24 protein-coding genes, 16 tRNA genes and 1 pseudogene are annotated in these 23,933 nt (G+C 46.1%); 37 read left to right on the forward strand and 4 right to left on the reverse strand.

The window, feature by feature from the left end:
- The first annotated feature begins 163 nt into the window (after positions 1-163).
- The 27 genes from AC0YN6_RS28985 to AC0YN6_RS29115 all read left to right on the forward strand — a co-directional run bounded on the left by AC0YN6_RS28985 (position 164) and on the right by AC0YN6_RS29115 (position 9,768).
- Positions 164-239, forward strand: a tRNA-Asn gene (locus AC0YN6_RS28985).
- Positions 240-243: 4 nt separating this feature from the next.
- Positions 244-334 (forward strand) — tRNA-Ser (locus AC0YN6_RS28990).
- 4 nt (positions 335-338) lie between these two features.
- A tRNA-Glu gene (locus tag AC0YN6_RS28995) sits at positions 339-413 on the forward strand.
- Between the two features lie 68 nt (positions 414-481).
- Positions 482-557: transfer RNA gene (locus AC0YN6_RS29000), tRNA-Val, on the forward strand.
- 18 nt (positions 558-575) lie between these two features.
- Positions 576-652: transfer RNA gene (locus AC0YN6_RS29005), tRNA-Met, on the forward strand.
- 39 nt (positions 653-691) lie between these two features.
- Positions 692-768, forward strand: a tRNA-Asp gene (locus AC0YN6_RS29010).
- Positions 769-788: 20 nt separating this feature from the next.
- Positions 789-864 (forward strand) — tRNA-Phe (locus AC0YN6_RS29015).
- A gap of 31 nt (positions 865-895) precedes the next feature.
- A tRNA-Thr gene (locus AC0YN6_RS29020) sits at positions 896-971 on the forward strand.
- Between the two features lie 3 nt (positions 972-974).
- Positions 975-1,059: transfer RNA gene (locus AC0YN6_RS29025), tRNA-Tyr, on the forward strand.
- Positions 1,060-1,066: 7 nt separating this feature from the next.
- Positions 1,067-1,140: transfer RNA gene (locus AC0YN6_RS29030), tRNA-Trp, on the forward strand.
- 18 nt (positions 1,141-1,158) lie between these two features.
- Positions 1,159-1,234: transfer RNA gene (locus AC0YN6_RS29035), tRNA-His, on the forward strand.
- A 30-nt stretch (positions 1,235-1,264) separates the two neighbouring features.
- Positions 1,265-1,339, forward strand: a tRNA-Gln gene (locus AC0YN6_RS29040).
- A gap of 7 nt (positions 1,340-1,346) precedes the next feature.
- Positions 1,347-1,421 (forward strand) — tRNA-Gly (locus AC0YN6_RS29045).
- Between the two features lie 7 nt (positions 1,422-1,428).
- A tRNA-Cys gene (locus AC0YN6_RS29050) sits at positions 1,429-1,502 on the forward strand.
- A 25-nt stretch (positions 1,503-1,527) separates the two neighbouring features.
- Positions 1,528-1,604: transfer RNA gene (locus AC0YN6_RS29055), tRNA-Arg, on the forward strand.
- Positions 1,605-1,617: 13 nt separating this feature from the next.
- Positions 1,618-1,699: transfer RNA gene (locus AC0YN6_RS29060), tRNA-Leu, on the forward strand.
- 152 nt (positions 1,700-1,851) lie between these two features.
- Positions 1,852-2,808 carry an ABC transporter ATP-binding protein gene (locus AC0YN6_RS29065; protein ID WP_475751542.1) on the forward strand — a complete coding sequence of 319 codons (957 nt, stop codon included), beginning with the start codon at positions 1,852-1,854 and terminating at the stop codon, positions 2,806-2,808.
- Positions 2,801-3,559, forward strand: a complete 759-nt coding sequence (locus AC0YN6_RS29070; protein ID WP_475751544.1) for an ABC transporter permease — start codon at positions 2,801-2,803, stop codon at positions 3,557-3,559. The genes AC0YN6_RS29065 and AC0YN6_RS29070 overlap by 8 nt, the downstream gene beginning before the upstream one ends.
- A 45-nt stretch (positions 3,560-3,604) precedes the next feature.
- Positions 3,605-3,985 carry a GntR family transcriptional regulator gene (locus AC0YN6_RS29075; protein ID WP_475751546.1) on the forward strand — a complete coding sequence of 127 codons (381 nt, stop codon included), beginning with the start codon at positions 3,605-3,607 and terminating at the stop codon, positions 3,983-3,985.
- Between the two features lie 7 nt (positions 3,986-3,992).
- Positions 3,993-4,691: an ABC transporter ATP-binding protein gene (locus AC0YN6_RS29080; protein ID WP_475751548.1), complete on the forward strand. Its 699-nt coding sequence runs from the start codon at positions 3,993-3,995 to the stop codon at positions 4,689-4,691.
- On the forward strand, positions 4,688-5,443 hold the full coding sequence (locus AC0YN6_RS29085) for a hypothetical protein (protein ID WP_475751550.1): 756 nt from the start codon (positions 4,688-4,690) through the stop codon (positions 5,441-5,443). Before AC0YN6_RS29080 ends, AC0YN6_RS29085 begins: the two co-directional genes overlap by 4 nt.
- Before the next feature lie 276 nt (positions 5,444-5,719).
- Entirely contained in the window at positions 5,720-6,016 is a 297-nt protein-coding gene (locus tag AC0YN6_RS29090; RefSeq protein WP_475751551.1) for a LiaF transmembrane domain-containing protein, read from the forward strand.
- Between the two features lie 71 nt (positions 6,017-6,087).
- Positions 6,088-6,774, forward strand: a complete 687-nt coding sequence (locus tag AC0YN6_RS29095) for a PspA/IM30 family protein (RefSeq protein ID WP_475751553.1) — start codon at positions 6,088-6,090, stop codon at positions 6,772-6,774.
- A complete protein-coding gene (locus tag AC0YN6_RS29100; protein ID WP_475751554.1) occupies positions 6,762-7,235 on the forward strand; it encodes a PspC domain-containing protein in 474 nt (157 codons plus the stop codon). Before AC0YN6_RS29095 ends, AC0YN6_RS29100 begins: the two co-directional genes overlap by 13 nt.
- Position 7,236: 1 nt before the next feature.
- Complete coding sequence (locus tag AC0YN6_RS29105) at positions 7,237-7,944, forward strand: PspA/IM30 family protein (RefSeq protein ID WP_475751556.1); 708 nt, start codon at positions 7,237-7,239, stop codon at positions 7,942-7,944.
- Between the two features lie 105 nt (positions 7,945-8,049).
- A complete protein-coding gene (locus AC0YN6_RS29110) occupies positions 8,050-9,033 on the forward strand; it encodes a sensor histidine kinase (protein WP_475751558.1) in 984 nt (327 codons plus the stop codon).
- A gap of 84 nt (positions 9,034-9,117) precedes the next feature.
- The gene (locus AC0YN6_RS29115; RefSeq protein ID WP_475751621.1) at positions 9,118-9,768 is read left to right on the forward strand and encodes a response regulator; all 651 of its coding nucleotides are present in this window, start codon (positions 9,118-9,120) and stop codon (positions 9,766-9,768) included.
- Between the two features lie 8 nt (positions 9,769-9,776).
- Here AC0YN6_RS29115 and mobB read toward each other — a convergent pair whose 3' ends face one another.
- A complete protein-coding gene (gene mobB, locus AC0YN6_RS29120; protein ID WP_475751559.1) occupies positions 9,777-10,277 on the reverse strand; it encodes a molybdopterin-guanine dinucleotide biosynthesis protein B in 501 nt (166 codons plus the stop codon).
- Between the two features lie 145 nt (positions 10,278-10,422).
- Between mobB and AC0YN6_RS29125 the strand changes: the two are divergent.
- Positions 10,423-10,920: pseudogene (locus AC0YN6_RS29125) on the forward strand (gephyrin-like molybdotransferase Glp); the annotation flags it as partial.
- A 6-nt stretch (positions 10,921-10,926) separates the two neighbouring features.
- Positions 10,927-11,736 carry a molybdopterin molybdotransferase MoeA gene (locus tag AC0YN6_RS29130; protein WP_475751623.1) on the forward strand — a complete coding sequence of 270 codons (810 nt, stop codon included), beginning with the start codon at positions 10,927-10,929 and terminating at the stop codon, positions 11,734-11,736.
- Positions 11,737-11,824: 88 nt separating this feature from the next.
- Here the strand turns inward: AC0YN6_RS29130 and AC0YN6_RS29135 are convergent, their stop codons facing one another.
- Complete coding sequence (locus tag AC0YN6_RS29135) at positions 11,825-12,520, reverse strand: hypothetical protein (RefSeq protein ID WP_475751561.1); 696 nt, start codon at positions 12,518-12,520, stop codon at positions 11,825-11,827.
- 130 nt (positions 12,521-12,650) lie between these two features.
- Complete coding sequence (locus AC0YN6_RS29140) at positions 12,651-13,031, reverse strand: hypothetical protein (RefSeq protein ID WP_475751563.1); 381 nt, start codon at positions 13,029-13,031, stop codon at positions 12,651-12,653.
- A 136-nt stretch (positions 13,032-13,167) separates the two neighbouring features.
- Between AC0YN6_RS29140 and AC0YN6_RS29145 the strand changes: the two genes are divergently transcribed.
- The 8 genes from AC0YN6_RS29145 (at position 13,168) to AC0YN6_RS29180 (ending at position 22,855) form a co-directional block, all read left to right on the forward strand.
- On the forward strand, positions 13,168-14,004 hold the full coding sequence (locus AC0YN6_RS29145; RefSeq protein WP_475751565.1) for a YwmB family TATA-box binding protein: 837 nt from the start codon (positions 13,168-13,170) through the stop codon (positions 14,002-14,004).
- 140 nt (positions 14,005-14,144) lie between these two features.
- Positions 14,145-15,701: a glucose-6-phosphate dehydrogenase gene (zwf, locus tag AC0YN6_RS29150; protein WP_475751567.1), complete on the forward strand. Its 1,557-nt coding sequence runs from the start codon at positions 14,145-14,147 to the stop codon at positions 15,699-15,701.
- Positions 15,702-15,740: 39 nt separating this feature from the next.
- The gene (locus AC0YN6_RS29155) at positions 15,741-17,327 is read left to right on the forward strand and encodes a peptide chain release factor 3 (protein ID WP_475751568.1); all 1,587 of its coding nucleotides are present in this window, start codon (positions 15,741-15,743) and stop codon (positions 17,325-17,327) included.
- 158 nt (positions 17,328-17,485) lie between these two features.
- Positions 17,486-18,553 (forward strand): undecaprenyldiphospho-muramoylpentapeptide beta-N-acetylglucosaminyltransferase, encoded by a 1,068-nt coding sequence (locus AC0YN6_RS29160; protein ID WP_475751570.1) that lies wholly within the window; start codon positions 17,486-17,488, stop codon positions 18,551-18,553.
- A gap of 162 nt (positions 18,554-18,715) precedes the next feature.
- Positions 18,716-19,750, forward strand: a complete 1,035-nt coding sequence (locus AC0YN6_RS29165) for a LacI family DNA-binding transcriptional regulator (RefSeq protein ID WP_475751572.1) — start codon at positions 18,716-18,718, stop codon at positions 19,748-19,750.
- Positions 19,751-19,777: 27 nt separating this feature from the next.
- Positions 19,778-20,941, forward strand: coding sequence for a Gfo/Idh/MocA family protein (locus AC0YN6_RS29170; RefSeq protein ID WP_475751574.1), 1,164 nt, complete (start codon positions 19,778-19,780; stop codon positions 20,939-20,941).
- A 46-nt stretch (positions 20,942-20,987) separates the two neighbouring features.
- Entirely contained in the window at positions 20,988-21,710 is a 723-nt protein-coding gene (locus AC0YN6_RS29175; protein WP_475751576.1) for a ThuA domain-containing protein, read from the forward strand.
- Between the two features lie 44 nt (positions 21,711-21,754).
- On the forward strand, positions 21,755-22,855 hold the full coding sequence (locus AC0YN6_RS29180) for a Gfo/Idh/MocA family protein (protein WP_475751578.1): 1,101 nt from the start codon (positions 21,755-21,757) through the stop codon (positions 22,853-22,855).
- Positions 22,856-22,926: 71 nt separating this feature from the next.
- Here AC0YN6_RS29180 and AC0YN6_RS29185 read toward each other — a convergent pair whose 3' ends face one another.
- Positions 22,927-23,796, reverse strand: a complete 870-nt coding sequence (locus tag AC0YN6_RS29185) for a glycine betaine ABC transporter substrate-binding protein (protein ID WP_475751580.1) — start codon at positions 23,794-23,796, stop codon at positions 22,927-22,929.
- Positions 23,797-23,933 lie beyond the last annotated feature (137 nt).

The following is a 23,933-nucleotide window of genomic DNA, read 5'->3' on the forward strand; positions in this document are numbered from 1 at the left end:
CACAGCAATGTGTGTAGCTGACGAATACTAATCGGTCGAGGGCTTATCCTAAACACGTTTGCCGTGACCCATACATCCGGTAGACAGCAGCATAAAGGTTTCAGCAAACCTATCTTTCGTATCCAGTTTTCAGGGCGCAATTTGCTTTGAAAATGCTTAATATTCCCTGATAGCTCAGTTGGTAGAGCACTCGACTGTTAATCGAGTTGTCACAGGTTCGAGTCCTGTTCGGGGAGCCATTGTAGAGAGGTGTCCGAGTGGTCGAAGGAGCACGATTGGAAATCGTGTAGGCTCTAACCGGGTCTCGAGGGTTCGAATCCCTTCCTCTCTGCCAGTAAGGCCCGTTGGTCAAGTGGTTAAGACACCTCCCTTTCACGGAGGTAACAGGGGTTCGAGTCCCCTACGGGTCACCAACTTTTCTTCAAAAAAAAGATTGACAAGCAACAAAGACCTATGATAAGATATAAAGGTCGCTTAGCACGGAGGATTAGCTCAGCTGGGAGAGCATCTGCCTTACAAGCAGAGGGTCGGCGGTTCGATCCCGTCATCCTCCACCATTTAATAAATAATAACGACGCGGGGTGGAGCAGCCCGGTAGCTCGTCGGGCTCATAACCCGAAGGCCGCAGGTTCAAATCCTGCCCCCGCAACCAAAAATCTTTACCATTCGGATTTATCCGAGATCATGATGTGGAGCTGTGGTGTAGTGGCCCAACATGCCTGCCTGTCACGCAGGAGACCGCGGGTTCGAATCCCGTCAGCTCCGCCACTTTCTTAAAAGAAACATCAGGCTCGGTAGCTCAGTCGGTAGAGCAGAGGACTGAAAATCCTCGTGTCGGCGGTTCGATTCCGTCCCGAGCCACCATTTGTTTGATGTAAGTAGTACAAGTAAATATGCCGTTGTAGCTCAACTGGTAGAGCAACTGACTTGTAATCAGTAGGTTGGGGGTTCAAGTCCTCTCGACGGCACCATATGGAGGATTAGTGAAGTGGCTAAACACGGCAGACTGTAAATCTGCTCTCTCTGAGTTCGGTGGTTCGAATCCATCATCCTCCACCATTTTTTTAGGGGCATAGTTTAAAGGTAGAACAAAGGTCTCCAAAACCTTTGGTGTGGGTTCAATTCCTGCTGCCCCTGCCAATAGAATACTTGAATATGGCGGTCGTGGCGAAGTGGTTAACGCATCGGTTTGTGGATCCGACACTCGGGGGTTCAATTCCCCTCGATCGCCCCATTATTTTTAAATCAACATCACGTATTTTGTTGGGGATTAGCCAAGCGGTAAGGCAACGGACTTTGACTCCGTCATTCTCAGGTTCGATCCCTGAATCCCCAGCCATTTATATGCGGAAGTGGCTCAGCGGTAGAGCATCGCCTTGCCAAGGCGAGGGTCGCGGGTTCGATTCCCGTCTTCCGCTCCATTAATTTGGCGCCATAGCCAAGTGGTAAGGCAGAGCTCTGCAAAAGCTCTACCCCCAGTTCGAGTCTGGGTGGCGCCTCCACAGATTTCTCAATGTTACACAATATGTGCCCTTAGCTCAGCTGGATAGAGCGTTTGACTACGAATCAAAAGGTCAGGAGTTCGAATCTCTTAGGGCACGCCATCTTTACTAAATTGCCGATGTGGCGGAATGGCAGACGCGCGCGACTCAAAATCGTGAGGGAAACCGTGGAGGTTCGAGTCCTCTCATCGGCACCAAATTTTCTAACACAAACCCTTAAGATCACTTAGATCTTAAGGGTTTTTTTGTGTTTTTATGTAGACACAAAGTTTCTAGAAATTGACTATTTACATTCCGAACACCCTAGTGTACTATTTAACTAACACACAGATACACTGGAGGTAAAGATATGATAAAACTAACTTCTGAAGCTAAGGATTCGATTCCTGTTCTATCTTTAAAGAACGTAACGAAGCGAATTGCGGATAAAACGATCGTAGATCGAATGTCATTTGATATTCATAAGGGTGAGGTTGTCGGCTTGCTTGGTCCGAACGGAGCTGGAAAGACAACGACAATTCGAATGATTGTTGGCTTGATTGAAATGTCAGAGGGCGACGTGTTCATTCAAGGGAAGAGCATACGGAATGAATTCACAAGCGCTATCCGGCACATAGGAGCTATAATTGAAAACCCCGAGTTTTATCCGTATATGACCGGTTATGATAATTTAAAGCAGTATCAGAGAATGTCAACTGGGATAACTGACGAGCGGATAAAAGTAGTTACTGAGCTTGTAGGTTTGGAAGCAGCTATGAATAAGAAGGTAAAAGCTTATTCACTCGGTATGAGACAGCGTCTAGGTATTGCACAAGCATTATTAGATAATCCATCCTTGCTCATACTTGATGAGCCGACTAATGGCTTAGATCCTGCAGGCATTCGTGAAATGAGACAATATTTGAAGCAAATTGCAGTCCAAGAAGGAATATCAATTCTTGTATCAAGCCACTTACTTTCGGAAATGGAACTCATGTGCAGCAGGGTGGTCGTCATTCAGGAAGGTAAATATGTGACTCATCGTTCACTGAGTGAAGTTAAGGAAGACTCACAACAGCTATCGGTAGTTATCCGAGTGGATGATATCGAGCAAGCAGGTCGAGTATCCGCTGCTATGGAAGGCGTGGAGGTTATCCAGGTATCTGCAGAAAGAAGAGAGCTTGAACTAGCTCTACAGAACGAGCTTATTCCTCAGCTGGTAGCCAAACTAAGTGAAGAACAAATTAAAATTTATAGGATTACAGAAACAAAGATATCACTTGAGGATGAGTTTTTGAAATGGACTGGAGGTAGTCGCATTGCTTAATTTTGGCGGTTTATTAGTAAATGAGTGGTTGAAAATGTCCAAGAAAAAGAGTTTCTTTATTGCATATGCAGTTATGCTCCTGACCGTATCAGGATTCACCTATCTAATATGGAAGATGGCTTATGAACAAATGCCCTCGATGCTTGAATTTGTTGCATCAATCATGTCAACGAATGGAGTCGGCCAAATTGTAACGATTGTCGCTATCATATTCACAGCAGGAATCGTTGCAAAGGAACATCAATTAGGCACAGTTAAATTTTTGCTAATACGAGCACATGGGAGAAGCAAGATTTTAGCGTCTAAATACGTAACAGCGATCTTATTCGTCTGCTCACTCATTATATTCACGATAGCTGTAGCCCTCGTATCTGGTGGAATAGCGTTCGGAGCTGAGTCTATAGGAGACAAAGAAGCATGGTTGGATGTCGCGAAGGCAGTACTCTTTCAAACGGTTTATACGTCCATTTATGTAAGCTTAGCGTTTATGTTTGGCATATTAACAAGATCCTCTGGTGCAACTATAGGTATAGGAATGACCGCTGTTTTATTAGAGGGCTTACTGAAAATGTTATTGTCGAACTATGACTTCTCAAAATATTTACTTTTTATGAATACGGATCTATCGTTGTTTGATGGAAGAGATTCTGCAGCGGGTGGAATGTTATTTCCAAGCGTCATTTGTGCAGTGTATGTGAGCTTGTTTCTAGTTGTAAGCTTTGTAACCTTTAAAAAAAGGGATATTGCCTAACATGCAGCATGTTAGAAAGGGCAGTGGAGAGGAGTTGGACATACGGTGAGCATAGAATTCGATAATAATTTGCCGATCTACTTGCAAATCATGAATTATATTAAGAAAGAGATCGTTATTGGAAAATTGAAGGCTGGTGATAAAATACTGGCAGTACGAGAGCTGGCAGTAGAGCTGCAAATCAACCCCAATACGATACAACGAACCTTTCAGGAGCTTGAACGCGAACAAATTGTTGAAACGAGACGTGGACTTGGACGATTCGTAACGAGTGAGGAGTCGAAAATTATGGATATCAAAAAAGAGATGGCTGGAGATTTGCTCGGCCGATTCATACAAGGTATGCAGGAGCTTGGCTTTGAAAGTAACGATATAGTGACAATCGTTTCACAGGCAGTGAACCAAGAGGATAAAGAGAAGGAGTGAAGAAATCGTGGAAAGTATAATGCAGCTTACAGATGTCTCGAAGTCATATGCCGGTAAGAAGGCTTTAGACAAAGTGTCGCTATCGATAGCTCCTGGTAAGATTATTGGTCTGCTAGGAAGCAATGGCAGCGGTAAAAGCACGTTGATGAAAATCACTGCTGGGCTCGTTCACGCTGATTCAGGCTCTGTGTACATTGATGGTCAACTTGTGGGCATGGAAACAAGGGCAGTAACTTCTTTTATGCCTGATAAACCTCTGACGGAAAGCTGGATGCGAGTAGAGGACGCGATAGATTTTTATAAAGATTTTTATGTCGATTTTGATGCAAAGAAAGCTAGTGAAATGCTTGCTTTCATGAAACTAAATAAAAGAGATCGTGTATCCGGATTATCCAAAGGCATGACGGAACGCCTTCAGCTCACACTCACATTATCGCGAAACGCAAAGTTATATTTACTGGATGAGCCAATAGGCGGAGTAGATCCAGTAGCAAGAACAAAGATATTAGATGCGATCGTTAACTATTATAACGAGGAGAGCAGCCTGGTCGTTTCGACTCACCTTGTACGCGACATTGAGCGGATCTTCGATGAAGTTATTTTTATACGTGACGGTAAAATTGTTCTGCAGGATGAGGTAGAGAATATACGTGTGACTCATGGGAAAAGTGTAGATGAAATGTTTAAGGAGGTATTCGGAGAATGATCAAGCTGTTGAAATACGATTGGAAGAGAAGCAGCGATGGTATTCTCAGCACGCTGGCCATATTGATTGTTGTAGAAGCAGTGCTCACTATCGCCGGAGTAACAAAGAATTGGGATGAAGCACTTCTTATCGTACTTAGCATATTCGGTTATATAATGGCTATGGTATTGTTATTCATCCACTGCTGCAGAACGTTTGATCGCAACATTAAATCATACAGTCGAATGCTGCTTCCACTGCATCCCATCCATGGGATTGGAGCTTCCATTTTGTTAGGTTGGGCAGTCTTGCTAATGGTCACGATCATTGCTGTGATTCATGTGCCACTCTTTTTAGCTTATTCGGGGATGGATATTAGTCAATTGAAAGATCATGTTTCTTTTCAAAAGGCTTCACTTATCAACATAGCTATAACCGGCCTTTGGATGTACACATTTTTTATGCTAATCATTCTTTGTTCGATTACAGTTGCTCGCAGCTTTCGTATGAAGAACAATACTTGGATAGGCATTCTCTTTTTCTTCGCCATACAAATTATCACTTCATGGATATCATCGAAACTATTTGTGCAAAACGATAATGAAATCGGCTTTGTTTCAGTAAATGTTCCGCAAACGACTGAGACGGCGATAACCATTGGATCTTCACTGCAAATGGATTTTTTACTAGGACCATTTCTATTGGAGACGGCCTTTGCTGCTGGTTATGTATTGCTAATGATTTATTTATTAAAAAAGAAAGTTGAACTTTAAAGGTAGATGCCGGCCATGCGATTATTGCTTGGTCGGCATTTTTGGATTACTTCCAGAAGACGGAATGAAATGCTGCAAATTAGTGAGATAAACCTGGTTTCACCCCCCTGAGGCGGGCTGTTGACTCGACCTAAGTCCAGTTCGAAAACCGCCGAAAGTCCGTTTTAGAAAAGGATAAATTGATCTAAACTAGGTACATAGGCAAGAACGACACACGCAAGACAAGAAACAGAGAAATGATTAAATACGAAATGTCGAAAGGAGTTGGAAATAGGGATGAATGGAAAAAGCGCATTAGGCGTTCTGCTCGTGATCGTCGGCAGTATCGCAGTACTTAATTTTCTCGGTATTCATATTGGCGCAATATTCGGATTCTTGCTCCCGTTCATACTAATCGGATTGGGTGTCGTCGGTTGGATGAACAACAAGAAATGGCTTGGCGGAATACTTATCGCAATTGGCGGAATGATGATTTTCAGCAAGCTGGGCGGCATCATCTTGCTGCTTCTGGCAATCGGCTTAATTGTTGCCGGAGTGAGCCTCTTTAAGAAAGATAAACGCAGAGCTTACTAATTGCGCGAATAATAGAAAGCAAGAGTGGAACAAACCGGTTTTGCACCGCAAAACGTTAAGGAGGACATTGGATGAGTATTATGAAGCGAGTTCGCGATATTACTGTTGCAACATTAAATGAACGGCTCGAGAAGTCAGAGGATCCGGTTAAATTGATAGATCAATTCCTCTGGTCTACTAGAGAAGATATTATACAGGCCGAGAAGCTGTACCAGCAGTACGCTGGACATAGCAATCACCTGAAAGCACAGTGGCTGCAGGCCGAAGAGCAGAAGGAACGTCGTGAGAATCAAGCGTTGACGGCTCTGAAAGCAGGCGAGGAGCAGCTGGCAAGAATTGCTCTTCATGAGAAGGCAAGCTGTGAAGAACGTTCCCATCAATATCGTGAGCTGTTCGAGCAAAGCCGCCAGAATACGATTGATCTTGAAGAGCAGCTTCGTGAGATGCGCAGTGAATACCAATCGGTGTATGACAAGCGAGAATATTATGCGGCTCGTATGGAATCGTTAAGACTTCAACAACGGATGAACAGCCGATTTACAAGCGGCTTCGGTGATCAAGGCATTCAATCGGGTGCTGTGTTTAGAAAGCTGGAGGATCGTATAAGCGGGATGGAGCATGAAGCCAAAAGCTTACGCGACATTCGTAAAATGGGCCAAGAATTCGTAACGGAAGCGGGCAACACGTTGCATTCCGTTATAGAACGAGAGCTTGAGCAGTTGAAGCGAAAGCTTGAGAAAGAAGGATGGTCGTCTTGAAGAAACTGTATAGATCTTCCCGCGATAAGAAATTATTCGGTCTTTGCGGCGGACTAGCAGAAATGTTAAATGTTGATGCGACTCTGCTGCGGATCTTACTTATAGTCGTTACGATTTTTACAAGCGGCGCTGTTATTCTGATCTACATTATTGCAGGCTTAGTCGTTCCTAAAGAGCCGCCGATCTATTCGGGCTTTGGGCCAAATGGCTACAGCAACGGAAATGGTTTTGGCGGAGGGTACAATCCAGGATTAGATCAACAAGTAAATTCAACTTTCGGCGGTCCTTACAGAAACCCGCCGCAAGCACCGGGCTCATGGAATACACCAGGCCCCGCATCTCAGCCAACTACATCGTCTCAGTTCGATAGTATGATGGATGATTTGGAGAAAAAAGCACTGCGTCGTGAAATCGAAGAGTTGAAAGCCAAAATTGCTAAATATGAGAAGGGGGATTTTTAATATGGGAATTTTCAAACGCATGAAAGATATGACTAAGGCATCGGTAAATGAGGCGCTCGACAAAATAGAAGATCCGATTATTATGCTGAATCAATACCTTCGTGATATGGAGTCTGAAATTCATCAAGCAGAAGTTACTGTAGCTAAGCAAATGGCTAATGAACGCCGGATGAAGCAGCGTCTGGAAGAGACAGTACGCAGCGCGGCGGATCGTGAATCCAAAGCAGAAGCGGCTCTAAGAGCGGGTCAAGAAGACCATACTCGCAAGCTGCTCGAAGAAAAGCTTTATTTCGATCAGAAGGTAACGGAATATATCGACTTGCATGCCCAAGCGAAGACTCAAGCTGAGGAATTGATGCAACAGCTGCACGGCATGAAAGAAGAGTTCTACCAGCTTCGCAACAAGCGCAATGAGCTTGTTTCTCGTGCACAAGTAGCTAAAGTACAAAAACAAATGGCGCAATTGACTACAAACAGTACGATTGACAGCGGTTCTGCATCGCGCGGTTTCTCTCGTATGGAAGAGAAGATTATGCAAATGGAAGCTGAAGCTGATGTACTGCGTACACCTTCCACTTATAGCGGTGTTTCGAACAGCTTCAGTGCAGCTGATGCTGAGAAGAAAAATAGAGTGGATGAGCAGCTTCAGGCTCTGAAAAACAAGCTAAACCCAACAACCTCTTTAACGAAAGTTCCAACTGAAGAATAAGATACTGGACAATGAAAGAAGCGGACCGTTTACGGTCTGCTCTTTCATATGTTTTTTTTGAAGCACAAAAATGTTAAAATAGTACATAGAAGGAAGTGAGCCGTTTTGGAGCATGGCAATAAAAGTAACCAGCCGAATCATGCGGCCCGCAAACGACATATAACGGAAACGATATTGTGGCTAGTTATTATTATCAGCTTGGTTGTTATCATATTGCAAGGAATTGGCTATGTTGATCTATTTACGCTTCAAGGAAAATGGGCGGTCATCGGATTAACCTTCGTAGGTGCAGGCTTAGCTGCCGCAACATTGAATGGTTATTTGCAAAACTCGAAGTTGAAGGAATCGCTGAAGCGGCTGACGGAACAGCAGAAGAAACGTCGATTTACAGTTACGTTAAGCAATGGGGAGACGGCAGACAACGAAATATCAGAGCAGGAGCAGGTCGATCCTAATTGGGCGAAGAAGGTCAAATTCACCGCAGTAATTGAAGAACGCCAGCGGCTGGCACGCGAGCTGCATGATGCGGTAAGTCAGCAGTTATTTGCCATATCGATGACAGCGACTGCTGTTAGCCGGACAATTGATCGAGATTGGGAGCGTGCGAAGCGTCAGGTACATCTTATTGAAGAAATGGCAGCTGTAGCACAATCAGAAATGCGCGCCCTGCTGCTGCACCTTCGGCCCGTCCACTTGGACGGAAAAAATTTAGGGCAGGCGCTTACTGTTCTAGTGGATGAGCTGAAGCAGAAAGTACCGATGACGATTTCACTTGAAGTGGATGACACGATTTTACTTCCTCCAAATGCCGAGGATCATTTGTTCCGTATCGCACAAGAAGCATTATCAAATACATTGAGGCATTCCAAGGCGGACAGTATGGATATTAAGTTGATTCGCACTGGGAACCAAGTGCATATGAGCTTGCATGATAGCGGCGTTGGATTTGATCTTGAGGCGAAGAAGCAAACGTCTTATGGGCTGCTCACAATGGAAGAGCGTGTTATTGAGATTGGAGGCTCCTTGCAGATGGTTTCCAAGCCTGGTGAAGGAACACTCATTCTAATTTGGGTGCCTGTAGATGTGTAATAAGAGCATATAGTAAAAGAATGAAGAGTAATAAAGCTTTACGAAAAAATGAAGGCGGTGTATGGTGTGGAAGCAATTGAGCAATTGAGTCGGCCGATAAAGGTTCTGCTGGTAGATGATCATGAAATGGTGCGCATCGGACTTGCAGCGGTGCTGGATACCGAGGATGGGATTGAGGTTGTCGGTGAAGCTAGCAACGGCATGGACGGCATTCGATTAGCACAGGCGTACAGACCAGACGTTGTTCTTATGGATTTAGTCATGGATGGCATGGATGGTGTCGAGACGACAGCAAAGCTGCTGGAGCTGTACCCTGAATGCAAGGTTATCGTATTAACTAGCTACTTGGATGACAGTAAGCTTTACCCGGTTATTGAAGCAGGAGCCTTCAGCTACTTGCTGAAGACGTCACGAGCTACGGAGATAGCTGATGCCATACGTGCCGCTGCACGCGGTCAATCGGTGCTGGAATCGCAGGTGGCTGCCAAAATGATGAATCGCTTCCGTCAACCGAAGCAGCAGGAGCAAGCACGGCTGCATGATGAGCTGACTGAGCGGGAGATGGATGTACTGAAGCGGGTAGCTCAGGGACGATCCAATCAAGAGATCGCCGACGAGCTGTTTATTGGCGTGAAAACAGTGAAATTTCATATTACGAATATTTTTAATAAGCTCGATGTGGATGATCGCACGCAAGCAGCAATCTATGCACATAGGCAGGGAATTGCAGAGTAAATAAGCAGCTATCGAGCCAAGGAAAGCGACAATACTTGTTGGAACAGCTGCTTGCTATCATTCACATCTATAGCGGGAGTAGTGGAGTGGGCTAATACTGAAGAATCGACTTCTGGCCAAACAGCTGCTGCAAGAGGGCTCGATACACTTTGCAACAGCTCTAAATCTGCAATCGTACGAATCATAATGATTTTTGGGTAAGATGCATTTTTAAAACCCTCGATTATAATGACATTCGCTTCAGCCATTTGATGAATCAGCTGATCGAGCGATTCGGTATGCTGCTTCATGATCGCTGTGCGATTGGCGGAAGTGATCGCTGTTAAATCTGCTCCGGCCTCTTGGTGCTTCCACGTATCTGTATTAGGTGTATCGATTTGAAAATCATGCGCGTCACGTTTGATAGTTCCAACCTTATATCCCGCTTGTTTGAAAAGTTCAATCAGCCGGCAAACCAATGTGGTTTTGCCGGTATTTTTGTATCCAACGATTTGAACGATTAATTGCATAAGATTCTCCTTCACAAGGCTCGATAACTTTAATTGCTAATAGTTTATCATACAATGTAAAATGGATGCTAAATCAGCTGTTGAAATATTGATTTGGCAGCGAATGGAGCGGGGGATAGTCATGGAGATGACTGAAAGCGGCGGGATGAGCGTGAGAAATAAGAGCGGCCGGTTCAATCGGCAAGCTGTCAAGGTTGGAGAAGCGCAGCAGCGGGTGCTTGCAGCTGCGGAAGGGCTAAGCCTCGGCAGCGAGCTTGTGCCGCTGCCGGCCAGCGGCGGCCGGAGGCTTGCGCAGGCGATAGCTGCGACAAGCGATTGGCCGCCCTTCGCGCGCTCGGGCCTCGACGGCTATGCCGTGCGCGCGGCAGATATAGCGGAAGCGTCGCCGGATACACCGGCGACGCTTCGCGTCATTGACTCGGTTGCAGCGGGCGAACTCGCCCTTACAACCGTGCGGAAGGGCACAGCCGTGCGCATCATGACGGGCGCGGCTGTGCCTGCAGGGGCTGACGCGGTCGTCATGCTTGAGCAGACCGCGGAAGCGATGCTGGCCGATGGTTCAGTGGCGGTGCTGATTAAGCACGCCGGCGCGGCCGGCCAGCACATTGCGCCCCAAGGCGAGGAGTTTCGCCTTGGGGGCGCTTTGGCTTTGCCCGGCACGATCGTGCGGCCGGGCCATGTTGCGCTGCTCGCCACCTTCGGCTATGCCGAGGTGGCGGTGAGCAAGCGCCCGCGCGTTGCGATATTCGCGACCGGCAGCGAATTGCTGCCGGTTGAGGCGCCGCTCGCGCCGGGCCAGATCCGCGACAGCAATAGCTGGATGGTCGCGGCTATGGTTGAGCAGAGCGGCGCAGTGCCGATCCTGTGCGGGTTATTGCCTGACGAGAGCGATGCGGTAGAGGCTGCGCTTGCGAGCGTTTGGACTGACGTTGATTTAGTCATTACGACTGGCGGCGTATCTGTGGGAGATTTTGATGTGATGTCTGATATCATACGATCGATAAAGAACAGCAATGAGTTAACTAACGAAGCAGCAGGACAATTGTTATTCGACCGGGTTGCGATGAGGCCGGGCAGTCCAACGTCAGCAGCAGTCTTGAACGGTAAGCTGTTGTTTGCATTATCGGGAAACCCAGGGGCTTGTTATGTTGGATTTGAGTTATTCGTTCGTCCGGCGCTGCTGCGTATACAGGGCGCTAAAGATGTTTTGCCGCGGATAGTCAGAGCAAAGCTTGCGACGGCTGTTGATAAGCCCAGTCCGCATGATCGTTTCGTCCGAACTAAGCTGATCAGCATGCCGGACGGAACGCTGCTTGCAGATCCCCTTGCGTTTACGAAATCGAGCATGATGGCCTCGATCGCTGATGCGGATGGATTAGCGGTCATCCCTTCGGGTTCAAAGGGGGCTGAAGCGGGACAACTCTTGGATGTTATTCTGTTACCGTCAAATTATAGTTAAAACAAATAAAGGGATATTTATAAATGAATTGGAAGGAAATTCTGTGTGATGAGCCGAATATATCACATACTGTATATAAACAAGTGTATTAAAGGTATCTATTCAATAATAAACCAACATATGGAATCGGCGAGTAGGTTTGCATCGAATTGTGGTAAGCGGCATAAGGCAGGGCCGATGTTAACGGAGACTGCAGAAGATCAACCGTCTTTTGCTGCTGGGCATAGCCAAGTGCGTATTTCAAGCCATTCAGCATGCCATCCGATCCGAGAAGCAGTCGATGCATACGCATGGGAACATCTGAACGTATTGTTTCTTTGATAATAGGTGCGATATTATTCGGATTGATGTTCCACTTGCCGTCCCGTCCACTGCGCCGCAGTCCAACTTCTTCGGCTGCGGGATGTCTTAAAGCTAGTTCAATGCTCTGCCATAACTCGGGTATTAAATCATCGGCAAGCTCATTATAGCGAGCTTCAATATGATTGAGCATTGTAGTGAGGCTGTACAAGCTATTATCGATAGGCTTGTCTGTATGCAATTCGTTGCTAATATTTCGGGTGATTCGGTCAATACTCTGCTGCGCTTGCTTCACTTCTTGCAGCCAGGATGTGACGCTGTTAGCAGCTTGATGAAACATCGTATTCCAAGTTCGATTGTAATCGGATGCTTGCTGAGCTTCTCCATCGCGATAAGGATAATAAGCGTAAGAACGGACTCTTTGTACAGGTGAATATGTATTTGATCGTTCTATGCTTCTAATGGACCTTATAGATGAACTCATAATCAAACTCCTCTCTAACTCAACAGCGTCAGCATACTATACCGTCAGTAAAAAGACTGGCGAAACCTGTCAGCAGGGTAGATGAAATGAGAAAAGCGGCGCATCTCCGCTGAGCTCGCCGCTTCGCCGCTTAAAGTATAAGAAACAAGAATGCGATAGATGCTAAATCAAGAGCGAGCGCTGTACCCCATGGACAGTAAGGCTGCTCTCCATAATAGTAAGGATCATATGGATAGGCTTGGGTTTGTGCCTGTGCCTGTGGCTTTACAGATACGGATTTATGAAGAGACTCTTTTTTACCTTTACCACCCTTTTTCTTTTTTGGAACCTGCGGCTGCGCGTTGTTTAGATTGGCATCTGTCTGTTCCGATTCTGAGTTTAACAGCACTCTGCCGCCCCCACAGGAGCTAAGTATGCCTATATGACGCATGCCGTCATTCATGATCACGCATACGGGATATCCGCAAAATTGACTAATGACTTCCTCATGTAATGGATAAATGCGTTCCATTTGCTAATGACACCTCCTACGTTTATTGAGAATTACGCTTTGAGTATTGTACTTGTATATTCCTGCCACCAGTGTATTCACCTACAGGCTCATGTGTATGGATGTTTACCCATTCCGAAGAGGACAGGAGAGACAAATGATGTATATTCCGAATAAAACAACCGCTGTGCGTCATCGTAAGTCTGCAAAGCAGCGTGCCAAACAAACGAGGGTGGGCATCATTGTTGCATTCATCGTTATTTTGCTGTGTGCAGCTTGGGCGATGTGGCAAGCAGACAGGGCACCTCGGGAAGCGACCGCAGCAGAACAGCTGCTTCAGCACGATTTGGAGGCACTATGGTTATGGAGCGATAATCAGTTCAGCAGTGGCTCTGAGGGAGCGAAATGGACAATTAGATGGAATGTAACGGGTAAGGAAGGCTCCATGAAGGAGCTTGTTCAACAGTTTTTTTATGAGGAACAAGGAGAGGTTAGCGATATTTATATTCAAAATGAGGGTCAAACGGTAACAGGCACTATTCCGAGATACGGAGGGAAACTGTCAATCCATCTAACGCAGGCAGACAGCCACGGCGAGCAGCTTATGATTTTGCTTGATACATCGGATAATAATTTAACGACTCAAAAAGTGCTATTTCAAGCGACAGCGGGTGTTTCGAAGCAGCTTGCGCTCATCTCTCCAGCGTTTACAAGCAGCATGAAGGTTCAGGGTTATACGGAACATAGTCAAGCGATTCAGCGTATTGTAAGGCTAGCTGATGCCAAATCGGTGGATCATTATGAAGATAAAGGAACGATCAGTGATATGTTGTATACATCTAAATTGCATTCAGCCATTACTGTCGAAAAAGGAAAAACAGCAAATTTGCAAATTGCTCTACATAAAGAGACAAATTCTGATAAAACCGCTCTGACAATGGGAGTACCTGTCATTACAGGCGAATACAGCACGCCTGCAGCCGAAAGCGAGTAGCTATTATTGCTGTGATTAGAAGAAGTATCGGATCTTATCAGTATTTTTTATGACATGTTGAATAGCGAATTAAAGATGAATATGCTAAACTACATATCATGTAAAGCTGTATAAAAATACATAGGGAAAGAATGAGGCAAATGACATATACTAATAATCTTGAATCCGTTTCCGCCGAGGGCGCTGTATACTACCTCTTCGGAGCCACGGGCGATCTGGCACGGCGCAAGCTGTTTCCAGCCCTTTTCAGTTTATATAAAGAAGGCAAGCTTTCGGAAAATTTTGCCGTTGTTGGTCTAGCTAGACGTCCTCGTACAAATGAACAATTTCGTGCGGACCTGTACGAGTCGATTGTAGAATTTTGTCGTTATAAAGCGGACGATGCTGAGCTTTGGAATCGTTTTGCAGAGCACTTCGTATATATGTCGTTAGATATTAACGATGTAGAAGGCTTCCGTGAGCTTAGCAAATTGTCTGCGCAGCTTGATGTGAAATTCAATATTCCCGGCAATCGTCTCTTTTACTTGGCGCTTGCGCCATCTCTATTCGGACCCGTATCATTCAATTTGCGTGACGGCGGTTTGCTTGAGTCGAGCGGCTGGCATCGCGTCGTGATCGAGAAGCCTTTCGGTTACGATCTTCCATCAGCTCAAAAGCTGAACGAACAGATTAACCAAGTGTTCAAGGAAGAAGAGATTTATCGTATCGATCATTATCTTGGTAAAGAAATGGTTCAAAATATTCAAGTTATTCGTTTTGCCAATGCCTTTTTCGAACCTTTGTGGAATAATAACCATATTGCTAACGTTCAAATCACATTATCTGAAACGGTTGGTGTAGAGGATCGCGGAGGCTATTATGACAAATCGGGTGCATTGCGTGACATGGGTCAGAACCATATGCTGCAAATGCTTACGATGATTGCGATGGAGCCGCCTAGCCGCCTGCATGGTGAGGATATTCGTGACGAGAAGGTAAAGGTGCTTCGCTCGCTGCGTAACTATACCTCAAGTGATGAAGTTCGCTCACACGTCGTCCGCGGTCAATACAGCGAAGGCAGCCATCATGGCAAAGATCTTCCTGGTTACCGTCAAGAGGACTCGGTTGCTGAGGATTCTACGACTGAAACTTATTTTGCTGCAAAAGTATTCGTCGATAACTTCCGCTGGGCTGGCGTGCCATTCTATATTAGAACGGGCAAACGTCTACCAGTAAAAACGACTGAGGTCGTAATCGAGTTTAAATCGATGCCGCAAAATGTCCTATTCGCGCAGCGTCATGATTTAGCACCTAATCTGCTTGTTATTCGCGTGAACCCGATTGAAGGCATATATATTAAAGTAAATGCCAAAACACCAGGCCAAAACAATTCAGTTCAGCCGGTAGCAATGGAATTTTGCCAAAGCTGCCAAATCGGCTTAAACACGCCAGAAGCTTACGAGCGGCTCATTCATGATGCAGCCCGCGGCGATTCTACTTATTTCACGCGTTGGGATGAGGTTTCTCAAGCATGGGCATTCGTGGATCGCATCGCACAAGCTTGGCGTGAGGAGAAAAGTGATTTGAAACTGTATCCAGCTGGATCATGGGGGCCGGAAGCAGCGGATGAAATGCTTAAAGAAGATGGATTCCATTGGTGGCCGGTTAATGGTCAAGATGAAGATAACGTCATTTGGGTTTCGAACAGCGGGAAATAAGCGCTGCCGTATACCTTACGTAATGAAGGGAAGACAAGAATGAGCGAATCGTTAAGTAAAGAAATTAAACAGGAAGTAGATAAGCGCCGTACATTTGCGATTATCTCTCACCCGGATGCAGGAAAAACAACCCTTACTGAGAAGCTCCTCCTATTCGGAGGAGCCATTCGGCTTGCAGGGTCAGTCAAGGCGCGCAAAGCGAACCGTCATGCAACATCTGACTGGATGGAAATTGAGAAGCAGCGTGGAATCTCGGTAACGTCGAGCGTAATGCAGTTCGATTATTTGGGACATCGCGTCAACATTCTCGATACACCTGGTCACCAAGATTTCAGTGAGGATACTTATCGTACACTTACCGCAGCCGATAGCGCCGTCATGCTTATCGACGTTGCCAAAGGTGTGGAAGCACAAACGATCAAGCTGTTCCAAGTTTGCCGTAAACGCGGCATTCCGATTTTTACTTTTATTAATAAGCTAGACCGTGAAGGGCAAAGTCCATTTGAATTAATGGAGGAGCTTGAGCGTGTCCTAGGCATTCGCGCAGTTCCTATGAACTGGCCAATCGGCATGGGGCGTGAGCTTTGCGGTGTTTATGACCGAATGAAAACACAGGTTGAGCTGTTCCAAGGCAATGATCATTCGACAATAGAGGTTCGCCCTGTTAGCGATTATAATGATCCGCTTATCCGTGAGATGGCTGGAGATTATTTAACTGATCAGCTTATTGGCGATCTTGAGCTGCTTGACGTCGCAGGAGATCAATTTGATTACGAGAAGGTGCAAGCGGGCGAGTTGACGCCTCTTTTCTTCGGGAGCGCGGTTAACAACTTCGGCGTGCAAACTTTTCTAGAAAACTTCCTGCAGCTCGCGCCTAAGCCAGCGTCACGCAACACGACGACGGGTCAAATTGAACCGACGAATGAGAAGTTCACGGGCTATGTTTTCAAAATTCAAGCGAATATGAACCCGGCGCATCGTGACCGAATTGCTTTCCTTCGTATTTGCTCCGGCAAATTCGAACGCGGCATGAGTGTTCGCCATGTGCGTAACGGTAAAGACATTAAGCTTGCACAGCCGCAGCAGTTTCTAGCGCAGGACCGTGATATCGTTGATACGGCTTATCCTGGTGATATTATCGGTTTGTTTGATCCAGGTATTTTCCGAATTGGCGATTCCTTATCGCAAGGCGGCGAAGTCGTGTTCGACGAGCTCCCTACATTCTCACCTGAGATTTTTGCTAAAGTGACAGTTAAAAATGCATTGAAACATAAGCAATACCAAAAAGGCGTCGACCAGCTGACAGAGGAAGGCACCATTCAGGTGTTCCATTCTACGGGCAACTTCGACGAGACGATTCTCGGTGTTGTCGGTCATTTGCAATTCGAGGTATTCGAGCATCGAATGAGAGCAGAGTACGGTGTAGAAGTTCAACTGCATCGTATGCAGTTCCAATTTGCACGTTGGATTGTCGATGATAATATTGATCCAGGCAAATTCCGTATTAATACGACGCTCGTGAAGGACAAGAAAGGCAACTATGTTGTTTTGTTCGAGAATGAATATGCGATGCGTACGGCAATAGACAAGAATCCAACATCTAAGTTTCTGGAAACCGCGCCTTAAAGGTAGGGATATAAGTAAGCTAGAAGCATCCTCAGCCAATCGCGCAGCAGCGCATGCGGCTGAGGATGCTTTTGTTTACATCGTTATCAATATCAGTGCTAAAACAAATGTTTACCCGTATAATAAATGGATAAAAAACGATAGGTGGCTAGTCATTCATGAAAACAATTATGTTCACCGGGGGAGGCTCAGCCGGACACGTTACCGTTAATATGGCCTTGATCCCGCATTTTTTGGAAGAGGGTTGGTCTGTCCAATATATTGGCTCGGAGAGCGGTATTGAAAGGAAGCTTATCGCAACGATTCCGCAGGTCAAGTATTATCCGATATCAACGGGGAAGCTGAGAAGGTATATTGATATTCAGAACATTAAAGATCCATTCAAGGTGGTAAAGGGTCTTTATCAAGCATATCGTCTCATTAAGAAAAATAAACCGAATGTCATCTTCTCCAAAGGCGGATTTGTTTCCGTGCCAGTCGTCATTGGCGCATGGTTGAACAAGGTGCCGCTGCTCATTCATGAATCGGATTTGACGCCAGGACTCGCTAATCGGCTATCGATTCCTTTCGCAACGGGCGTATGCACGACGTTTCCAGAGACGGGCAAAATGTTGAAGGCTGACAAAAGCAGACATGTAGGAGCTGTTATACGTGAGGAAGTGAAGCAGGGGAATGGTGACCTGGGAAGATCCTTCTGCGGCTTTACAAAAAACAAGCCAGTCATTCTCATTATGGGCGGAAGTTTAGGTGCGCGTAAAATAAATCAGACCGTCAGGCAGGCACTTATAAGCTTGACAAAAAACTTTCAAATCGTTCATTTATGCGGTAAAAACCAGGTTGATCCATCGATTGTAATGCCAGGCTATAAGCAATTTGAATATGTAAATGAACAATTGCCTGATATTTTTGCGATGACGGATCTTGTTATCTCTCGTGCAGGCTCGAATTCTATTTTTGAATTTCTATCTCTAAAGAAGCCGATGCTGCTCATCCCGCTTACGCGGGAGCAGAGCCGAGGCGATCAAATTTTGAATGCCCAGTCTTTCGAGAAATCGGGTTATGCAGACGTTCTGTATGAAGAGAAGCTGACAGCAGCGACATTGACGGAGAGTGTCGAGCGCTTGTACCAAAATCGAATATCCTATATCGATAAAATGAACATGAGTGAAGATGCAAACGCGTTGTCCGCTGTTTATGAGTGGATTAATGATATTGCTAAGAAATAGTTAGAGTACTGTGTGGAAAATACTTAAAAACGATTTAGAACGCAAAGGTAAACGTTCTGGATCGTTTTTTTTTTATTGACGATAAAACGTTTTCATGCAATAATGTACGCGTGTACATTAAACGAAATTTACAACTTAGCATATGAGTTTTTCAGGAGGTTCATGATTATTAGCAGGAAAGAAGTAGCGAAGCTCGCCGGAGTTTCTGAGGCAACGGTTTCAAGAGTAATGAATAACGTCGGCCCGATCAAAGAGGAAACGCGAGAACGCGTATTGCAGGCTGCAACGGAGCTGGGATACGTTCCTAATGCGCTGGCACAGCAATTCGCCAGGCGGAAGAGCGGGAATATCGGCGTCATTTTACCTTTCGTTCCAAAGGTTCATTTGTTCTCCACTTACTATTTTTCAGAAATATTAAGCGGAATAGGTGAAACAGCGAAGCGCTGCGGCTATGACCTGTTGCTTATCTTCAGAGAACCAGACGGCGTGCGAGATTACGCTAAGCTGTTTCGCACGCATAAGATTGATGCTTGTATCGTACTTGGCTCTCAGAATATCCCAGAAGAAAGAGCTGCGCTTGCTGAGCTGAAGGCAGAGAACTTTCCTTTCTGCCTTGTGAATCAGCGGTTTGACGAGGAGCTTTATAAGACGGTAGATGCGGATCATGTATCAGGCAGTAAGTCAGCAGTTCAGCATCTGGTGGAACAGGACAAACATTGCATTGCATTTGTAAATGGACCGATGCAATATTCCAATAGCTTTGACAGGCTAAATGGATATAAAGCTGCGCTCGATGAAGCGGGGATAGCTTACGAGCCGAAGCTAGTCTACTACGGCAACTACAGCCGCAAGAGCGGCTATGGGCTTGCGGAGCAATTGGCGGGGCAGATCAAAGGCGGCAGAATCGATGCGATATTTGCAGCGAATGATCGAATGGCCATCGGACTGATGCAAGGATTGCGGGAGCGCGGGCTTGAAGCTGGTGAACACTATGCGCTAGTCGGATATGACGACTCAGACGGTTCTCGTATTATTAGCCCGCGGCTTTCAACTGTATCTGTGCCTTTTTACGAGATGGGTAAGCTTGCGGCTGCAAGGCTGCTCGACCCAGAACAGATCGGCGAGTCGACGGAGCCTGATCGGGATTTGCTGCCTGTGAGCATGGTAGTCAGAGAGACATCTGGGAATAAACAATAGGTCTTATCTTAAGAGAGGCGGGTTTTTATGGATAAAGTAAGAGTTGGCATGGTTGGATATAAGTTTATGGGGAAGGCTCACAGCAATGCTTATCGCGCGCTTCCGATGTTTTTTCCAAATTCGATTAAACCGGAAATGACTGCGATTTGCGGTCGTGATCCAGAAGGCTTGGAGCATGCAAGATCACAATTCGGCTGGGATAGCGCAGAAACGGATTGGAAGGATCTCATTAATCGTGATGATATCGATTTGATTGATATCAATGCGCCAAGTGATGCGCATAAAGCAATTGCTCTTGCAGCCGCTGCAGCTGGCAAGCATATCTTTTGTGAGAAGCCGCTCGCACTTACTCTTGAAGACTCTCGTGAAATGCTAGAAGCTGCGGAGACGGCTGGCGTGAAGCATATGGTAGGCTTTAACTACCGATTCGCACCTGCAGTTCAGCTGGCGAAGAAACTAGTATCTGACGGACGAATCGGTGAAATCTATCATTTCCGCGCAGTTTTCTTGCAAGATTGGATTATTGATCCCAGCTTCCCTCTCGTATGGCGACTGCAGAAGGAAATTGCAGGCTCCGGCTCTCATGGTGATTTAGGAGCTCATCTGATTGATATGGCTCGGTTCCTTGTCGGCGAATTCAACGAGGTTATCGGAATGAATGAGACTTTTGTGAAAGAGCGGCCGATTGCTTCAGCGATGACAGGTCTCAGCGCCAAAGGCAGCGAGAGTGGACCGGTTGGAGAGGTTACAGTCGATGATGCTACGTTGTTCATGACACGCTTCGCTAACGGCGCGCTAGGCAGCTTCGAGGCGACTCGTTTTGCAGCGGGCCATCGTTGTACGAATGCTTTTGAAATTAACGGCAGTAAAGGAAGCATCAAATTCGATTTTGAGCGAATGAATGAGCTTCAGGTTTATTTTGCAGATGATGCAGAAGATGTACAAGGCTTCCGCCGTGTACTTGCAACGGACCCGTCGCATGCTTACATGGATGCTTGGTGGCCAGCAGGACACACAATCGGGTATGAGCATACATTCACGCATGAAGTGCATGAGCTGATGCAAGCATTTGCTGAGGATCGTCAGCCGGTACCGAATTTTGTGGATGGTGTCAAATGCCAAGAGGTTCTAGAAGCGGTAGACCGTTCAATTGCAGAACGGCGCTGGGTAGCTATTAGCGAATTATCGTAAGTAAAATATGGAGATGCTATGAGCTTGGGAGAGGCAGGAGAATTTAATGAAAAAAGCGTTAATCGTATGGGGCGGCTGGGATGGACATCAGCCGAAGGAGGTAGCAGAAATATTTCGTGGGGTACTTGCTGCTGAAGACTTTGAGGTAGAGGTATCCGATACGCTGGAGGCTTTCGCGGATGCAGATAAGCTGCTGGGTCTGGATCTAATCGTTCCGGTTTGGACGATGGCACGCATTGAGCAAGAGCTCGTTAATAATGTGTCGGCAGCGGTTCAAAGCGGTGTAGGTTTGGCAGGATGCCATGGCGGAATGTGCGATTCGTTTCGTGATAATGTAGACTGGCAGTTCATGACCGGAGGACAATGGGTCGCTCACCCTGGCAATAATGGTCTTGAATATACCGTAAATATTACAAATTCATCAAGTTCACTTACGGAAGGCATCGAAGACTTTGTTGTTAGCACCGAACAATATTATTTGCATGTAGATCCTGCCGTCGAAGTGCTCGCGACAACACGATTTCCACTGACGCCGGGACCTCACTCTCTTAACAAAGCAGTCGATATGCCTGTTGTATGGACGAAGCGATGGGGTGTAGGACGGGTTTATTATAACTCGCTTGGTCATCAAGCCAATATTATGGATATTCCTACTGTGAAGGAGCTCATGAGACGCGGCTTTTTATGGTGTGCGGAAGGCAAAGCAAAAGCATTAGAAGCAGGTGCGGCTTCTGCGGCTTATAGCGGTATGGCGGATAATCAACTGTAAATTGGAATTATAATCTTAGGATATGAGAAGAGGGATTCGAGATTATGGAAAAAATTAAAGCTGGGATTATTGGAACAGGTAATATTAGCGGTATTTATTTCGAAAACGGGAATCGCTTTGATGCCTTGCAGGTTGTAGCTTGTGCAGATTTGGATGTAGCTCGGGCAAAAGCGAAAGGCGAGGAGTTTGGCGTTCGAGGCTGTTCTGTGGAGGAAATGCTTGCTGATCCGGAAATTCAAATGATTATCAATTTGACCATCCCTCAGGCGCATGCTTCCGTATGTTTGCAAGCTCTAGAAGCAGGTAAGCATGTTTACGTAGAGAAGCCGTTCGCTGTAACCCGTGAGGAAGCGCAGCAAGTACTTGAACTCGCTGAGCGTAAAGGACTTTATGTTGGCAGCGCGCCGGATACATTCCTTGGCGGCGGTATCCAAACAAGCATTAAGCTGATTGAGGATGGCTGGATCGGTACGCCAATCGGTGCGACGGCATTCTTTGTTTCCGGCGGACATGAATCATGGCACCCAGCTCCTGAATTTTATTACCAAAAGGGCGGCGGTCCAATGTTCGACATGGGCCCGTACTATTTAACAGCACTTGTTGCACTCCTTGGGCCAATTACTCGTGTGACAGGCTCGGCACGCATCACCTTCCCTGAAAGAACGATTACAAGCAAGCCGAAATACGGCCAGCAGGTCGAGGTGGAAGTACCGACCCATATAGCAGGAGTGATGGATTTTGCATCGGGTCCAATCGGCACGCTGTTGACGAGTTTTGACGTGAAGGGCGGCTCCATGCTGCCTCGCATCGAAATATATGGAAGTGCAGGCACGCTTCTAGTACCAGATCCGAATGGATTTGGCGGTGAAATCAAAATTTGGCGAGCAGGATCGAATGAATGGTCCACGATTCCGCATGCTTATGGATACACAGAAAACGCTCGCGGAGTCGGTGCAGCTGATATGGCTAAAGCGATTCAGACGGGCCGGAAGCATCGTGCGAACGGTGAGCTCGCTTATCATGTGCTTGAAGCGATGCACGGCTTCCATGACGCATCAGAGCAAGGGGTACATTATGTTATGAAGAGCACCTGTGAGCGCCCAGCGCCATTGCCGATTGGTCTGCAGCCATTCTGCTTGGATTAATATAGAAGAAGAGCATTTACTCATGAGACCTCAGTCTCTCGGTAAATGCTCTTATTTCTAGTGACGTTATATTATTTTATCCACGCTTCAACTTTGTCAGCGTTTTGCTCAACCCAAGCTTTTGCGGAAGCTTCAGGCGTTTCGCCCTCTTGAATTTTTATCATAACGGATGCTATATCATCGGGCGACCAATTAAACTGATCAAGGAATTTATATGCCTCAGGAAGATCAGCCTCTAAGCCTTTACGAGCAATCGTATGAATTTGCTCATCTCCGCCATATGCATTTTTAGGGTCTTCTAGATATTTCAGATCCATCTTGGCAAATTTCCAGTGCGGTGTCCAGCCAGTCACAATAATTGGCTCTTTATTTGCGTACGCCTTCTCAAGCTGCTGTGTCATTGCTGCGGAAGAGCTTTCGAGCAGGTTCCATTTATCCTGCAATTTGTAATCATCCAAAGCTTTCTCTGTTGACATCATAATTCCGGCGCCGGGCTCAATACCGATAATCGTATGGTCTACTGTAGCGCCAACGACATCGGTAAGATCTTCAATACTGTTAATGTCCATATATTGAGGAACGACTAGGCCAACTTTTGTTCCCTCTAGATTTGGTCCAAGATCGTCGTATTTACCGTTATATTTAGCAACGTATGAAGCATGTGTAGTAGGGAGCCAAGCGGCTACCATGGCATCAACGCTGCCATCCGAAACACCTGCCCACATAGGACCCGCGTCTACTTGCATTATATCAACCTTATAGTTAAGCTTCTGTTCAAGTACTTCTTTCACAACATATGTGCTCGAAATTTCAGAATCCCAAGCTACATAGGCGAGCGTTATTTTTTTCTTGCCGACCCCATTGTTTGAAGACGAACATCCGGCTACCAATGTCAAAGCCATTACGGCTGCTGCAATTACAGTTATTTTGTTGAATTTCAAAAAACCACTCCTCAAAGTTTGCGCAGCAAACTAACTGCGAAAGCATGCGCTCAAAGTTTGCGTAGCAAACTAGCTTCGTAAGCATACGCTCAAAGTTTGCGCAGCAAACTAGCTACGAAAGCGTGCGATTAACGTTT

This window comes from Paenibacillus sp. J22P15 (genome assembly GCF_056269345.1).

Coding starts and splice junctions, on each gene's coding strand:
- AC0YN6_RS29065 (WP_475751542.1), top strand. CDS start 1,852: ATGATAAAACTAACTTCTGAAGCTAAGGATTCGATTCCTGTTCTATCT.
- AC0YN6_RS29085 (WP_475751550.1), top strand. CDS start 4,688: ATGATCAAGCTGTTGAAATACGATTGGAAGAGAAGCAGCGATGGTATT.
- AC0YN6_RS29090 (WP_475751551.1), top strand. CDS start 5,720: ATGAATGGAAAAAGCGCATTAGGCGTTCTGCTCGTGATCGTCGGCAGT.
- AC0YN6_RS29095 (WP_475751553.1), top strand. CDS start 6,088: ATGAGTATTATGAAGCGAGTTCGCGATATTACTGTTGCAACATTAAAT.
- AC0YN6_RS29100 (WP_475751554.1), top strand. CDS start 6,762: ATGGTCGTCTTGAAGAAACTGTATAGATCTTCCCGCGATAAGAAATTA.
- AC0YN6_RS29105 (WP_475751556.1), top strand. CDS start 7,237: ATGGGAATTTTCAAACGCATGAAAGATATGACTAAGGCATCGGTAAAT.
- mobB (WP_475751559.1), bottom strand. CDS start 10,277: ATGCAATTAATCGTTCAAATCGTTGGATACAAAAATACCGGCAAAACC.
- AC0YN6_RS29135 (WP_475751561.1), bottom strand. CDS start 12,520: ATGAGTTCATCTATAAGGTCCATTAGAAGCATAGAACGATCAAATACA.
- AC0YN6_RS29140 (WP_475751563.1), bottom strand. CDS start 13,031: ATGGAACGCATTTATCCATTACATGAGGAAGTCATTAGTCAATTTTGC.
- AC0YN6_RS29145 (WP_475751565.1), top strand. CDS start 13,168: ATGATGTATATTCCGAATAAAACAACCGCTGTGCGTCATCGTAAGTCT.
- zwf (WP_475751567.1), top strand. CDS start 14,145: ATGACATATACTAATAATCTTGAATCCGTTTCCGCCGAGGGCGCTGTA.
- AC0YN6_RS29155 (WP_475751568.1), top strand. CDS start 15,741: ATGAGCGAATCGTTAAGTAAAGAAATTAAACAGGAAGTAGATAAGCGC.
- AC0YN6_RS29160 (WP_475751570.1), top strand. CDS start 17,486: ATGAAAACAATTATGTTCACCGGGGGAGGCTCAGCCGGACACGTTACC.
- AC0YN6_RS29165 (WP_475751572.1), top strand. CDS start 18,716: ATGATTATTAGCAGGAAAGAAGTAGCGAAGCTCGCCGGAGTTTCTGAG.
- AC0YN6_RS29170 (WP_475751574.1), top strand. CDS start 19,778: ATGGATAAAGTAAGAGTTGGCATGGTTGGATATAAGTTTATGGGGAAG.
- AC0YN6_RS29175 (WP_475751576.1), top strand. CDS start 20,988: ATGAAAAAAGCGTTAATCGTATGGGGCGGCTGGGATGGACATCAGCCG.
- AC0YN6_RS29180 (WP_475751578.1), top strand. CDS start 21,755: ATGGAAAAAATTAAAGCTGGGATTATTGGAACAGGTAATATTAGCGGT.